Annotated in this window: 10 protein-coding genes; all 10 read right to left on the bottom strand. The window is 34.4% G+C overall.

The window, feature by feature from the left end; translation table 11 throughout:
* Positions 1-64: 64 nt before the first annotated feature.
* Positions 65-712: an HAD family hydrolase gene (locus ACHRVZ_RS09935; RefSeq protein ID WP_395422216.1), complete on the bottom strand. Its 648-nt coding sequence runs from the start codon at positions 710-712 to the stop codon at positions 65-67.
* Between the two features lie 4 nt (positions 713-716).
* Entirely contained in the window at positions 717-1,925 is a 1,209-nt protein-coding gene (locus ACHRVZ_RS09940) for an NAD(P)/FAD-dependent oxidoreductase (protein ID WP_395422217.1), read from the bottom strand.
* 88 nt (positions 1,926-2,013) lie between these two features.
* A complete protein-coding gene (locus ACHRVZ_RS09945) occupies positions 2,014-2,682 on the bottom strand; it encodes a glycerophosphodiester phosphodiesterase (protein WP_395422218.1) in 669 nt (222 codons plus the stop codon).
* 131 nt (positions 2,683-2,813) lie between these two features.
* A complete protein-coding gene (locus ACHRVZ_RS09950) occupies positions 2,814-4,481 on the bottom strand; it encodes an alpha-amylase family glycosyl hydrolase (RefSeq protein WP_395422220.1) in 1,668 nt (555 codons plus the stop codon).
* A gap of 279 nt (positions 4,482-4,760) precedes the next feature.
* Entirely contained in the window at positions 4,761-6,635 is a 1,875-nt protein-coding gene (locus ACHRVZ_RS09955) for a glycoside hydrolase family 13 protein (protein ID WP_395422221.1), read from the bottom strand.
* A gap of 150 nt (positions 6,636-6,785) precedes the next feature.
* A complete protein-coding gene (locus ACHRVZ_RS09960; protein WP_395422223.1) occupies positions 6,786-8,900 on the bottom strand; it encodes a glycoside hydrolase family 97 protein in 2,115 nt (704 codons plus the stop codon).
* Between the two features lie 27 nt (positions 8,901-8,927).
* The gene (locus tag ACHRVZ_RS09965) at positions 8,928-11,231 is read right to left on the bottom strand and encodes a glycoside hydrolase family 65 protein (protein ID WP_395422225.1); all 2,304 of its coding nucleotides are present in this window, start codon (positions 11,229-11,231) and stop codon (positions 8,928-8,930) included.
* A gap of 228 nt (positions 11,232-11,459) precedes the next feature.
* Positions 11,460-12,116, bottom strand: coding sequence for a beta-phosphoglucomutase (gene pgmB, locus ACHRVZ_RS09970; RefSeq protein ID WP_395422227.1), 657 nt, complete (start codon positions 12,114-12,116; stop codon positions 11,460-11,462).
* Positions 12,109-13,626, bottom strand: coding sequence for an MFS transporter (locus ACHRVZ_RS09975; protein ID WP_395422228.1), 1,518 nt, complete (start codon positions 13,624-13,626; stop codon positions 12,109-12,111). Before ACHRVZ_RS09975 ends, pgmB begins: the two co-directional genes overlap by 8 nt.
* Before the next feature lie 178 nt (positions 13,627-13,804).
* Positions 13,805-14,836 carry a LacI family DNA-binding transcriptional regulator gene (locus tag ACHRVZ_RS09980; protein WP_395422229.1) on the bottom strand — a complete coding sequence of 344 codons (1,032 nt, stop codon included), beginning with the start codon at positions 14,834-14,836 and terminating at the stop codon, positions 13,805-13,807.
* Positions 14,837-14,927: the final 91 nt, after the last annotated feature.

The raw sequence follows: 14,927 nt of genomic DNA on the forward strand, positions 1-14,927 counted from the left end.
GATTTTGTGTAATTCACAGTTTTCAGTTCGTCAGATTTTGACTGAAAACTGCGATTGTGTACTTTTATAATATCTCAGTTAATTCTGAAGCATTGTTCAGGACCACTTTTGCGCCGCTTGTTATCAGTTCGTCTTCGGTTCTGTAACCCCAAGAAACTCCAACGGGAAACATATTGGCATTTTTTGCAGTCAGCATATCAATGTCAGAATCTCCAACAAAGAGAATCTCTTCTGGGCTTAAATTCCAACTTTTGCTTATTTCGATTGCTTCAAACGGATTGGGTTTTTTAAGTGCTTCAGTACTCAAACCAACCGCAGTATCAAAATAATCGGGGAATATTTCGGTGGCTATTTTTTTTGTAAGTTCATCGGCTTTATTGGAGAAAACGGCTAATTTGATATTTTGTGAAACCAATGTATCTAATAATTCAACAATGCCTTTGTACGGTTTTGTTTTAAGAGTGCAAATTTCCCTATATTCAGTAATCATGTTTTGAAAACAGGTTTCAATTTGGTCTTCAGAATTATTTGTTGCAGGCAAAGCTTTGCTTACTAAATTTCTCAAACCGCTTCCGATAAAATACTGATAAGTGTCGTACGTATGAGTTGGGTAATTTAAATTGGTAAGTACTGTATTCATCGCATCTGAGATGTCTTCTAATGAATTTACTAGTGTTCCGTCTAAATCAAAAATGATTCCTTTATATTTCATTCTATTAAATGTTATTGGCTAAAATAAATCCGCTTGTCCAGGCATTCTGAAAGTTGAAACCTCCTGTAATAGCGTCAATGTTTACAATTTCACCGGCAAAATAAAGGTTTTGATGTAATTTGCTTTCCATGGTTTTAAAATTGATTTCCTTTAAATCAATTCCGCCTGCGGTTACAAATTCTTCTTTAAAAGTACTTTTTCCGTTTACCTGAAACGTTGCTTTTGTCAATTGAGAAGCTAAATTTTGTAATTGAATTTTAGACAAATCGGCCCATTTAGTTTCTACTTCAATTCCCGAAGCCAAGACCAAACTTTCCCACAAACGATTCGGGAAGTCGAAAGGAGACTTTTTCGAAACGGCTTTCTTGGCATGTTCTTGTTTTAAATCTTTTAGGATTTTTTCAGCATCTTCAGTATCAACATCATTTAACCAATTCACGAAAATGGTAAACTGATAATTTTTATCATGTAAAATACGTGCGCCCCAAGCCGAAAGTTTTAAGATAGCTGGTCCGCTCATTCCCCAGTGTGTGATTAATAAAGGGCCAGTCGATTCAAGTTTAGTGTCTTTTACATTAACCGTAACTTGTGCCGCAACGCCGGGCAATTCTTTAATTCTGGGATCTTTGATATTGAAAGTAAATAGGGAAGGGACAGGGCTCACAATGGCGTGACCTTGCGTTTGCAGCATTTCCCAAATTTTAGGATTGCTTCCGGTTGCCAGAACTAATTTTTCTGCTGCGTAATTTTCATCTTGAGTGTCAATTTTCCAATGATTTTCGGCTTTGAAAATTGATTGTACGCTTTGACCCGTTAAAACTTTTATACCTAATTTTCCGGTTGCTTCTAAGAAACAATCGATTATAGTTTGAGAAGAATTTGAAACGGGAAACATTCTGCCGTCATCTTCAATTTTAAGTTCAACGCCATGTTTCTCAAACCATTCAATCGTATCTCCGGAACAAAACTGATGAAAAGGTCCACGAAGCTCTTTTTCTCCTCGGGGATAAAATTTAACTAATTCGTTCGGTTCAAAACAAGCGTGCGTAACGTTGCATCTTCCGCCACCAGAAACGCGAACTTTAGAAAGTACTTCTTTCCCTCTTTCCAGAATAGCAATTTTTAGTTTCGGATTTTTCTCGGCAATATTAATTGCTGTAAAAAAACCCGCAGCGCCTCCGCCAACAATGATTATGTCGAAATTTTTGATCATATTATTTTATTTGCCACCGATTAAAAAGATTAGCACAGATTTTTAAAAATCATTTTTAATGCTGTAATATGTGGCTATTTTTTTAGTATTACAATTTATCAGGAAAATCAGAGATGATTCCGTCTACGTTATAGCTTTTTATTTTTTGAATGTCTTCTTTATCGTTTACTGTCCAAGGTAAAACTAAGAATCCTTTTTCTTGAATCTCTTTTACATTGTTTGCATTTAATAACTGAAAATCAGGATTAATGGCTTTTGCTTTGATTTTTTCGGCGAAAGCCAAAGCTTTATCCAAATCATCTTCTGTTAAAACTCCAATTGCAATATTTAAATTTGATGTTTCTTGTAACATATTCCAATCGAAACTTGAAACTATAAAATGATTGTAATTCCAGTTTTTTTCTGAGATATATTCTTCTATAAGAGATACAACTTTACTTGCAGTTCCTAGACCTTTTAGTTCGATATTGATCAGGCATTTTTTATCGACCAAATCAAAAACGTCTTTTAAAGTTGGGATTTGATATTGATCATCGATCAAAAACGATTTCAATTCAGACAAAGAAAATGTGTTTACAAGACCTTTTCCTTTAGTCGTTCTGTCGATAGTTTCATCGTGAATTACAATTAGATATCCGTCTGCGCTAAGATGAACATCGAGTTCGATTCCGTCTGCATTTAGGTCTAATGCTTTTTGGAATGCTTTTAAAGTGTTTTCGGGTTCGTATCCGGCACCGCGATGTCCTATTTTGAGCATGTTGAAGATTTTAACCGCAAAGGTCGCAAAGTTTTACGCAAGGGGCACAAGTTTTTTTATTTAATTAAAAAGGTTCGCAAAGATTTTATAAACCTTTGCGAACCTTGCGTATGTCTTAGCGACCTTTGCGGTTAAGCCTTTTCTAATAAAACAATATCAAAATCACTCTCAATAATTACTTTTCCGTCAATTACTTCGACATTTTGATTGGAATAAGTATCTTTTAATTTGGCTCCGTTTGGGAATACTTCGCCAACAGGAAGTTCTTTTCTGCCTTTTGGCAAATCTACTCCCATAACTACTTTGTCTGTATAAACTCCTTTGGTAAAAATTCTAGAGAAAGTATATGGATACGGATTAATCAGTTTGTGAACGCCCGCTCCAACGGCAGGATGATTTCTTCTGAATTGCCCTAATTTCTGCCAGTGCAAAAGTGTTTTTTGTATTTCAGGATTGTTCTGAATCTCCTCCCAATTCATATTCGATCGTAAAGTAGCATCGCCTTGAGTACCTTCAATCACTAATGAACGATTTGACTCATCGCCATAATATACTTGCGACATTCCCGGCGAAAGTAATAATTTGGTTCCGGCTTCGATACCTTTTACTCTGTTTGCATCAAAAGGCTGTCCATCGTCGTGCGATGACATATAGTTTAAAACAGAATATCCTTTTAGTTCATTATTTAAAGCATTCGAATATTTAGAAAACAAACCCTCATAATTGTTTTGAGCTGCATTCCATTTGAACTCAAAATTGATCATGCTGTTAAAACCATTTTGGAAATAATTTACTTTTCGATCTCCAAAATCATAATCTTGTCCGCCACTAATTCCGTAGCCGTAAACCTCGGCAATGGTGTAAAAAGGGTTTTGATCTAATATTTCTGATGGATGGTTTTTCTTCCAGGTTTCAAAAGCATATTCACATTCTTTTTTAAAATCTGCCCATACATTTTCATCAGTATGTTTTACGGTATCGCCTCTGTAACCATCAACTCCAAATTCGAGAACATAGTCGGTAAGCCATTTTGTGATATAATATTTTGGAGTTCTTGGATAACCGGTTCTTTTAAAAAACTCGTTTAATGAAGTTATTTCTTTATCGTAACGACCTTCTTTTTTCCATTTTTCGATTAAAAAAGGAGGTAACTCAACTTCCTGAGTACTTTCAGTTTTTACGTCCGGAAGGTTTTCTACCAAAGTACACATTGTAGTATTTTCGAACGATTTGTAATCACAAACAACTCCGGTTCTCACCCAGTCTGAAGGCCAAACAGGATCCATGGGAGTTACGGGACCGGTATGATTAATTACTCCGTCGAGAATTATTCTGATGCCTTTTGCATGTGCTTTTTTTACCAAATTTGCCAGATCTTCTTTTGTTCCAAAATTTGGATCTAAAGCAGTCCAGTCCTTTGCCCAATAGCCATGGTAACCATAACTAAGTCCGGTTCCTTCATCGACGCCATCGTGAATTTGCTCTACAATCGGCGTAAGCCAAATGGCATTTATTCCTAATTTTTCGAAATATCCGTCGTCTATTTTCTTGGTAATTCCGATGATGTCGCCACCTTCAAATCCGCGTAATTTTCCGGGAGTTTTAGTTCTGCTAAAATTGACATCGTTCGAAGTTTCTCCGTTGTAAAAACGATCTGTAAGTAAAAAATAAACATTTGCTCCTTCCCAAACGAAAGGTATTTTTGAAGTATTGTCGTTATTCATTGAAACTGATTTTGAGCCAGAACAACTCATGATTAAGAATACTAAAGGTAAAAAAAGGAAAGTGTATTTTTTCATTATTTAGGAACTTTTTAGACATGAATAATGTTGAAAAAAAATAGCAACAGATTAAAAGATTAAAATGATTTTTTGAATCTGGGATAATCTGTTAATCTGTGGCAATAAAATTTTAAACACATAGAGACATAGCTTTTCTTTGTTTTAAAAAGATTTAAATAAATGACTCGTCATTTACACATAGCTGTGCGTATTTACTATAGCTATGTTTATTTAAACAAGTGAAATGTCTTTTATCGACCTAAAAAATCTATGTCTCTATGTGTTTAAATGAAATATTTATTCCAATTCTAAAACCAAAGCTGATTTTGGTTCTAAAGTAATTTCAGAAGACAAATCGAATGTTTTTCCAGTCAAAACATCTTTTCCAGATTTAAAGTTTTTAATGTTTTCTTTAAAACGATTTGTTTTCACAACTTGCTCTTTTGCATTGTTATTAAAAACTACCATAACAGTTTTAGCATCAGTATATCTGAAATAAACATACGTATTGTTCTCTGGAATATAGTGTGTCATTTTTCCGAAATGAACAGCTTCATTTGATTTTCTCCAGTTGAATAATTTCGACGTAAAATCGAAATATTTTGCTTGTTCAGCTGTTCTTACTGCAGTTGTAAAAGCGTTATTTTTATCGCCTGCCCATCCACCAGGAAAATCTTGACGAATATCAGCATCGCCTTTGCTTTTGTCTCCGCCCATTCCAATTTCTGAACCGTAATATACTTGGGGAATTCCGCGGATTGTTGCCAATAAAGTCATTGCCAGTTTGTATTTTGGTAAATCATATTTAAAGTTATGATTCATACGGTCTGTGTCATGATTTTCGGCAAAAACTAAAATATTATCCGTATTTGGATATAAAAAATCCATTGCAAAATTATTGTAGAATTTAATCAATCCGTTGTCCCAAGTTGGATTATCTTCATTGAAAGCAGAAGTAATCTGACTTTGAAGTGTAAAATCCATTACGCTTGGTAAATTTGAATTGTAATTTTCGATCGCACCAATTTTACTGTCTTTTTGCCAATAGGCTAAACTCGCCTGATTGTGCATCCAAATTTCTCCAACAATATTAAAATTTGGATATTCATTGGTAATTGATTTTGCCCAATTAGCCATTGCTGTTGGGTCAGAATAATTATAAGTATCTACTCTAAATCCATCAAGATTGGCAAATTCAATCCACCAGATGGCATTTTGAGTAAGGTATTTTGCTACTAAAGGATTTCTCAAATTCAAATCGGGCATTGAAGGTACAAACCAACCATCAATACAAACTTCCTGATCTAATTTTGAAGCGTGAATATCTGTAATTACTTCTCTGCGGTGGTGTGTTTGTGTGAAGGTTTCGAATTGATTGAACCATGTTTTGGTTGGCATATCTTTTATCATCCAGTGCGTAATTCCCCAGTGATTGGTCACATAATCCATAACCAATTTCATGTCTTTCTTGTGCATTTCTGCAGATAAACGAGCGTAATCGTCATTGGTTCCGTAGCGCGGATCTATTTTATAAACGTCCGATTGTCCGTAAGTATGATACGAATGTTGCTTGTCATTGTCTTCGCATAAAGGCGTGCTCCAAATTGTTGTAGCGCCAAGAGATGAGATATAATCTAAGTTTTTAATAATTCCTTCAATATCACCACCATGACGACCGCTTGGATCTTGACGGTTTCCTTTTTCAGTTAAAGAAGCATCACTGTCGTTTTTCGTATTTCCGTTTGCAAAACGATCCGGCATGATTAAGTAAATCATATCCGATGCATCGTAACTTTTTCTGTTTGCCGAATTTGCTCTTCTTTCTTTAAGCGAATATTTCTGCGTAAAAGCAACTTTGTTTTTGGTTTTGAAAGAGAAAACCAATTCAGATGCTTTTAGATTTTGTGTGTCAATTGTAACAAAAAGGTAATTTGGGTTTTCCGTTTTTTCTACATTTTTAATCACCACATTATTCGAAACCGAAGCTTCGTATTGCGCAATGTTTTTTCCGTAGAACATAATTTGCAACTCAGAATTTTTCATTCCAGCGTACCAAAACGGCGGTTCTACTTTCTGGATTTGCGCTTTCGCAGAAGCGGAAAACAAGAGAACTAATAATATTAATTTATAGAATGTTGAGTTGATATTGGGTGTTGTTTTTTTTGTATTCATAATCTTGTGTATTTAGATACGTAACAGGTTTAAAAAACCTGTTAAGATATTGTAAGGTTTCCTAACAGGTTTAAAAAACTTGTTAGGTATTATTTAAAGATTAAAAAAAAGACAAGTAATCTTGGGGAAAATCACTTGTCTTTGAAAAAATTATTTAGTTTCAATTATGCTAATTGCATAACCTCCGCCTGGAGCAGATAACTGCGATAATTTTGATTTGTTTGTTACAACAATTTTTTTGATTGTGTAAGCTTGCGGATTAGTTTTGTAATGCGCATCTTTTGCATCAGCATAAATTGTTGCGGTGTATTTTTTGCCTTTTTCAAGGAAACTGAAATCAATGTTTGATGTGCGAGGCGTTTCTCCGTTTACATTTCCTACGAACCAATTGTTTGTTCCTTTTGCTTTACGGGCAACAGTAATAAAATCTCCTGGTTCAGCCTCAATATATTTACTCTCTGACCAATCTACAGCCACATCTTTAATGAATTGAAATGCATCTGGAAAACGGTTGTAGTTCTCTGGAGTATCAGCAGCCATTTGCAATGGGCTGTACATTGTAACGTATAATGCCAATTGATTTGCAATTGTACTGTTTACATGAGATTTGTTCTCTGGATTCATTTTACTGATATCCATTTCGAAGATTCCGGGAGTATAATCCATTGGACCTCCAATTAAACGTGTAAATGGTAAAACAGTAACGTGATTTGGTTTAGAACCTCCAAAAGCTTGGTATTCTGTTCCTCTTGCAGCTTCGTTTCCAATTAAGTTCGGGTACGTTCTTGCAATTCCTGTTGGGCGAACCGCTTCGTGAGCGTTCACCATAATTTTATAATCAGCTGCTTTTTCAATTGCATATTGATAATGGTTTACAATCCATTGATCGTAATGATTTTCACCACGAGGTAAAATATCTCCAACATAACCGCTTTTTACAGCATCGTACCCGTTGTCTTTCATGAATTGGTATGCTTTATCCATGTGACGCTCGTAGTTACGAACTGAACCTGAAGTTTCATGGTGCATGATAATTTTTACACCTTTAGATTTTGCGTATTCGTGCAAACCTTTTACATCAAAATCAGGGTAAGGCGTTACAAAATCAAAAACATAATCTTTTGAGTGTCCAAACCAGTCTTCCCAACCTTCGTTCCAACCTTCAACTAAAACAGCGTCGAAGCCATTTGCAGCAGCAAAATCAATGTATTTTTTTACGTTAGCATTATTCGCTCCGTGAGTTCCGTTTGGTTTTGCTTTTGAGAAATCAGAAACACCCAATTGTACCGTTGGAAAATCATTTGTATATGACCAAGAGCTTTTTCCTGTAATCATTTCCCACCAAACACCAATGTATTTTACTGGTTTAATCCAAGAAGTATTATCAATTTTTGATGGATCATTTAAGTTATAAGTCATTTTTGAAGCTAAGATTTCTCTCGCATCATCGCTTACCATTATTGTTCTCCAAGGTGAGTGGCTTGGTGCTTGCATATAACCTTTATCACCTTTTGCATCTGGAGTTAACCACGATTCGAAAATCATGTTTTTGTCATCAAGATTCAAATGCATACAAGAATAGTTGATCAAAGCTGCTTCGTGTAAGTTGATGTATAAACCATCATTTGTTTTTAACATCAAAGAAGTCTGTACTCCTGTTGGTGAAAAGTTTTTTTGCGAAACATTCGCCGTATATGCTTTTTCAGATAAACCTCTAATTTCAGATAATTTCGATTTTGTATAATCGTATTCCTGAGTATCGTAATCTCCAGGAATCCAGAAAGCAGTGTGGTCGCCCGCCATCGCAAACTGAGTTCTTTCTTCTTTAATTACGAAATAAGTAAGGTTCTTTTGAGTTGGAAATTCATATCTAAATCCAAGGCCGTCATCAAACAAACGGAAACGAATTACGATTTGTCTGTCCGTTCCATTTTGATTTAAAGTAACAGCCAATTCATTATAATGATTTCTAATATTGTCTACTTCGCCCCAAACCGGTTTCCAAGTTTCATCAAAAGTTGAAGTCTTAGTATCAACAACTGTAAAATCATTCAATAAAGATTTTTTATCATCTTTAAGTTCAAGACCTAATTTACTGTTTTTTACAACTTCTTTGTTTTTGTATTTTAAATTGTAAGTTGGAGTTCCGTCGTTTTGAAGCGAAAATTCCATTACGAACTTGCCTTCGGGTGATTTTAATTGTTGTGCTTTTGCAATCGAGCTAAAAGCAAACAAGATTAAACTTGCGAAAAATAAGTTTTTCATGTTTTTTAGATTTTAGAGTATTGTAATTTAATTAATTTGTACAAATTTACTTGCAGTTACAGGATTTCCGTTTACTACAATTGTTAAATCTTGATCACCATCTACGGTAAAAGTAGTTTTGTCATGATTTACAGATACTTTTAGAATTTGATTTCTAAAGTTTATTTTGAAAGAGTAACCTTTCCATTCTTTTGGGATTTTCGGAGAAAAATGCAATTGGTCATTTTTAACACGCATTCCTCCAAAACCTTCTACAATACTCATCCAGGTTCCTGCCATAGATGTGATGTGACAACCTTCCTCAACTTCTTTGTTGTAATCATCAAGATCTAAACGGGATGTTCTTAAGTAAAATGTATATGCCATATCCATTTTATCTAAAGCTGCTGCCTGAATCGAGTGTACGCAAGGTGAAAGTGAACTTTCGTGAACGGTAAAGGATTCGTAAAATTCAAAATTGCGTTTTAATTCTTCTTTAGAGAAATGATCTTCGAAGAAATAAAAACATTGTAAAACGTCGGCTTGTTTGATGTAAGGCGAACGTAAAACACGATCCCAAGACCATTTTTGGTTGATTGGGCGTTGCGATTTGTCTAAGTCTTTTACAGAAACTAAGTCTTTGTCTAAGAAACCGTCTTGTTGTAAATAAATATCTAAATCTTTTGAAAATGGAAAATACATATCATTGGCTACTTTTTTCCATGCCTGAATTTCAGTTGCCGACAGATTTACTTTTTCTAAAATGCGTTTGTGATCTGCAGGATATTCTACAGCTACTTTTTTAATTTGTTCTTCGGCATAGTCAATACACCATTTTGCAATATAGTTGGTGTAGAAATTATTGTTGATATTGTTTTCGTATTCGTTTGGACCTGTAACTCCAAGAATAACATATTGATTTTTGTCTTTAGAGAAAGAAGCTCTTTGGTGCCAAAAACGTGCAATTCCGATTAAAACTTCCAGACCTTTTTCAGGAATATAAGAGTAATCTCCGGTGAAACGGTGATAATTATAAATTGCAAAAGCAATTGCACCATTTCTGTGAATTTCCTCGTGTGTGATTTCCCATTCATTGTGGCATTCTTCTCCGTTCATGGTAACCATTGGATACAATGCTGCACCATCTTTGAAACCTAAATTGTCTTTGGCATTTTCAATTGCTTTATCCAATTGATTGAAACGATATGTCAACAGGTTTCTTGCAACTTGCTGATCTTTTGTTGCCATATAAAACGGAATACAATATGCCTCAGTGTCCCAATATGTTGATCCGCCGTATTTTTCTCCGGTAAAACCTTTTGGTCCAATATTTAATCGGCTGTCTTTTCCTAAATAGGTTTGGTTTAATTGAAAGATGTTGAAGCGAATTCCTTGTTGCGCTTTTACATCTCCATCAATGGTAATATCTGACATTTCCCAGATTTTACTCCAGGCATCAATTTGATTTTGAAGTAAAGTATCGTAACCTAAATTAACAGCAGTTTTTATTGTTTTTTCTGCTGCAGTCAAAGTGTTTTCGTGATTTAAAGAAACAGTATATCCACCAATTTTCTGAATTGATGAGGTTTGTCCTTTTGCGATAATCGTGCCGTAAGTAAATTGAACTTTATCAGTAGTTGAATCGATTGTTGAAGGTGAAATGTTTACGTTTTCTCCGTTTGCAAAAATCGTATTGTGCATGAAAGTCGTAACTTTAAAGTGCGTTTTGAAAGTCTGCGCGGTTACAAAAGCTTCATTTGTTCCTTTTTTTACTTCAAGAGGTTCCCAGAATTTTTCTTCCCAGTTTGCATCTTCATTGGTTACACCAGCGTCGATATAAGGTTTGTAAACAATTTTTGCGTCTTTGTTTAAAGGCGTAATTTCGTATTTAATGATTCCTGTTTCATCCAAATCTAAAGAAAGAAAACGACGAACATTTACGGCAATTTCGGTTCCGTTTTTCAGTGTAGCTTCAAAAGAACGATTGTACCAACCTTCTTTCATATTCAATTCTCTGCGGAAGTTTTTAACCTCAGAACAATTGTTTAAGTCTAAGTTTTCTTCGTTGATTTCAACGTCAATTCCAATCCAGTTTGGAGCATTTAATACTTTCGCAAAATATTTTGGATATCCGTTTTTCCACCAACCCACTTTAGTTTTGTCAGGATAATAAATTCCTGCGATGTAACTTCCCTGAAATGTTTCAGCAGAATAGGTTTCTTCAAAATTGGCACGTTGTCCCATAGCCCCGTTTCCGATACTAAAAAGACTTTCAGACGATTTCACTCTTTCTGCATCAAATCCTTCTTCTATGATGGACCAATTGTCTGGTTTTATATAATCTTGATTCATTATTTTTTAATTTGATAATTCGGCAATTCTTCAATTAGATAATGTGTCAATTAGAAAATGAGATAATTATTTTCTTTTAGTGATCTTTAATCTGATTAATTGCTTGTTGTTTTACTATTTTACTTTTTTAATTAGATGATTTATATTTTTAAAACATCGAATGGTTTACTGAAACGTGGTAATAAGACATTTTCTAATTATCAAATTGACACATTGACACATTCTTCACTAACCGATTAGTTTCTCGATAAACTCTGGGGTTATTTCTGTGAAATCTTTAAAAATATAATCAGCTTCATGTAAAATTGTTTTCTCACCAATTCCTACACTTACCATTTCGCCAATATTTGCTGCCTGGATTCCGGCAACAGAATCTTCAAATACAATTGAATTTTTTGGATCAATGTTTAATAATTGAGCCGCTTTCAGGAAAACTTCCGGATCTGGTTTTGCATTGGTAACGTCATTTCCGTCAACAATAACATCGAAGTAAGACAGAATCCCTGTTTTTTCCAGAATTGGTCTTGCATTTTTGCTGGCAGAACCCAATGCAATTCCTTGATTTTTATCTTTTAATAGTTTTAGAATTTTTAAAACTCCTGGAAGAATCTCGCTTTCGTCCATGTCAACTAAATAAGATAAATAATCTTCATTTTTTTGAATTAACCATTTGTCTTTGTCTTCCTGCGAAGCCTGAACATTTCCTAATCCAAGTATAATATCCAACGAACGAACACGGCTTACACCTTTTAGTAATTCGTTATCTTCGTGTGTAAAATTTATATTTAAGGCCTGCGCGATTTTTTGCCAAGCTAAAAAATGGTATTTAGCGGTATCAACGATTACGCCGTCAAGGTCGAATATGAATGCTTTTTTGTTATTCATGAATTTCAATTTTAGTTTTGCTATTTACTCTAAGTGTAAGTAATCCGGCAAATATCATAGATACACCTCCGATAATTAAGGCGTAAATAGGTTCGTTTTGAAAGAATTGTTTAATTACAAATCCTAGTATTGTGGCTGCTACAATTTGTGGAATTACTACAAAAAAGTTAAAAACTCCCATGTAATAACCCATTTTTGCAGCTGGCAAAGCACCTGATAACATGGCATATGGCATAGATAAAATACTTGCCCATGCAATTCCAACTCCTATCATTGGAATAATTAGCAGATCTTTGTTAGGAATAAAATAAAAGGAGATTAGACCAACGCCTCCAACACATAATGCTAGTAAATGTGTTACTCTAAGACCTATTTTCTTCGCAATGACTGGCAATAGAAATGCTACAGCAGCAGCTACTCCATTGTAAACTGTAAATAAGACTGTAATCCAAAGAGCAGCGTCGTTGTATATTTGAGATTTTGTATCTGTTGTGTGAAAAAGGTGTGTAGTAACAGCTTGTGTCGTATAAATCCACATCGAAAAAAGCGCAAACCAGGAGAAAAACTGAACCCAAGCCAATTTTTGCATTGTTCTTGGCATATTCAATAAATCGGTCATGATTATGGTAAAACCATTCTGAACTTTTTTAGTTCGTAATTGTGATGCAATTATGAATAAAACACCCATGAAAATCAATCCGACAAACAAAATGTATAATTCTTTTGCAAGGCTGTTTTCGAAAATTAAAAATGAAATTAATCCTCCAATACCAGTAAATAATAAACCTAAAAGCAATTGTTTTTTTGTAGAAACTCCAGATTCTGTTTCAGAATTAGATAAGCCTTCTGTGTTTTTTTTGCTATTTGCTTCGAATGCTTGAAGTTCTTCGGGAGTATATTCTGTTGTTTTAAAAACAGTCCATAGAACAGAAAGTAAAAAAACAATTCCGCCAATATAAAAAGACCATTTTACAGCATCCGGAATAATTCCTTTTGGTGCAACATTGCTGACATCAAATACATTTGCGAAAAGGTAAGGTAAAATAGAACCTACAACAGCTCCGGTTCCAATAAAGAAACTCTGCATTACAAAACCTAATGCGCGTTGCTCGTCTGGCAAATTATCGCCAACAAAAGCGCGGAAAGGTTCCATTGAAACATTTATTGACGCATCCATGATCCATAAAGTTCCAGCCGCAATCCATAAAGTTGGAGAATTCGGCATTACAAATAACGCAATTGAAGACAAAATGGCTCCAATTAAAAAATAGGGGCGTCGTCTTCCCAAACGAGTCCAGGTTCTATCGCTAAAGTAACCAATAACGGGTTGAATTATTAAACCTGAAACAGGAGCTGCAATCCATAAAATAGGGATTTTGTCTATCTCTGCACCAAGGGTTTCAAAAATTCTTGAAGTATTTGCGTTTTGCAGTGCAAAACCAAATTGTATTCCCAAGAAACCGAAACTCATGTTCCAAATTTCCCAGAAACTTAATTTACGCTTTTCCATTATCGTAATTAAAAAATTAATTAGACGATAAGCGCTTTGCTTATCAAAACTTACTGTTTTTTCGAAGTAAAAGTAAAAGCTTTGACGGCCGTAAAAGTATAAATTAATTTTAGATATATACTAACAAAAAAGCCATAAATATTATTTATGGCTTTAGAATATGTTGATTTTAAGAAATTTAGTCAGTAGATTCTCTTTTTATTAAATGTGTTTCGATAACTTCAGTGGTATAATTTTCGTTTTCTTCTTCGTCATCAACGTGCTCGGCTTCGAGTCTTTCGATCAGCATTTTAGCTGCTTTATTTCCCATTTTTTCACCACTTTGACTTACAGTTGTAATACTTGGTGTAGAGTATTTAGAGATAATTCCGTCAGTAAAAGCGATTACAGCTAAATCTTCGGGAACTTTTAGTCCCATTTTACTTGCAGTTTTAATAATTGTTACTGCAAAAAGTTCGTTTACAGCAAAAACAGCATCAAAAGCGCGATCGTGCAAAAGCTGACTTATGGTAATTTCGCAAGTATCTACATCTTCAATTTTAATGATTAAATCTTCATTGAATGGTAATCCGTTGTCCAGAAGTGCTTTTTCGTAACCATCAGTTCTGAGTTTTCCAACGCTTACATAATCGACAGTTGTAACAAGAGCAATCTTTTTTCTGCCGTTGTCAATTAAACTTTGAACCGCTTCATAAGCGGCAGCTTTATCATCAATAATTACTTTATCGCATAAAATATCATTGGTTACCCGGTCGAACATTACAACTGGCATTCCTTGATTGATAACTTCTGTAATGTGGTGGAAATCACCTTTGTATTGGGTTTCTTTAGAAAGAGACATGATAAATCCGTCGATGCTTCCGTTGGCCAACATCTCCATATTTAGGACTTCTTTATCAAAAGAATCGTCAGACAAACAAATGACAACACTATAACCATTTTCGTTAGCAACTTGTTCAATTCCGTTGATTACAGTAGAGAAAAAATAATGTACAATTTCCGGAATGATAATACCGATACTTTTGGTTTTTCGATTTTTTAGACTAAGGGCAATATTGTTAGGCTTGTAATTGTAAAACTTTGCAAAAGCTTGCACTTTTAAACGTGTTTCTTCTCCTATTTCCAGACTGTTTCTTAGTGATTTTGAGACAGTTGAAATGGACACGTCAAGTTCCTTTGCAATCTGTTTTAGGGTTATTTTGCGTTTCATAATGGTTATTTGAAAAAAATCTAATTGTTAATAAAGGTATCTTATATTTTTATAATTGACAATTTTTGACTTAAAAGATTACAAAAAATAG

The sequence above is a fragment of the Flavobacterium sp. FlaQc-57 genome (assembly GCF_044007395.1).
Classification (GTDB): domain Bacteria; phylum Bacteroidota; class Bacteroidia; order Flavobacteriales; family Flavobacteriaceae; genus Flavobacterium.

Excerpts from the sequence above, each read along its gene's own strand:
- ACHRVZ_RS09935 (WP_395422216.1), bottom strand. The coding sequence starts at position 712 with ATGAAATATAAAGGAATCATTTTTGATTTAGACGGAACACTAGTAAAT.
- ACHRVZ_RS09940 (WP_395422217.1), bottom strand. The coding sequence starts at position 1,925 with ATGATCAAAAATTTCGACATAATCATTGTTGGCGGAGGCGCTGCGGGT.
- ACHRVZ_RS09945 (WP_395422218.1), bottom strand. The coding sequence starts at position 2,682 with ATGCTCAAAATAGGACATCGCGGTGCCGGATACGAACCCGAAAACACT.
- ACHRVZ_RS09950 (WP_395422220.1), bottom strand. The coding sequence starts at position 4,481 with ATGAAAAAATACACTTTCCTTTTTTTACCTTTAGTATTCTTAATCATG.
- ACHRVZ_RS09955 (WP_395422221.1), bottom strand. The coding sequence starts at position 6,635 with ATGAATACAAAAAAAACAACACCCAATATCAACTCAACATTCTATAAA.
- ACHRVZ_RS09960 (WP_395422223.1), bottom strand. The coding sequence starts at position 8,900 with ATGAAAAACTTATTTTTCGCAAGTTTAATCTTGTTTGCTTTTAGCTCG.
- ACHRVZ_RS09965 (WP_395422225.1), bottom strand. The coding sequence starts at position 11,231 with ATGAATCAAGATTATATAAAACCAGACAATTGGTCCATCATAGAAGAA.
- pgmB (WP_395422227.1), bottom strand. The coding sequence starts at position 12,116 with ATGAATAACAAAAAAGCATTCATATTCGACCTTGACGGCGTAATCGTT.
- ACHRVZ_RS09975 (WP_395422228.1), bottom strand. The coding sequence starts at position 13,626 with ATGGAAAAGCGTAAATTAAGTTTCTGGGAAATTTGGAACATGAGTTTC.
- ACHRVZ_RS09980 (WP_395422229.1), bottom strand. The coding sequence starts at position 14,836 with ATGAAACGCAAAATAACCCTAAAACAGATTGCAAAGGAACTTGACGTG.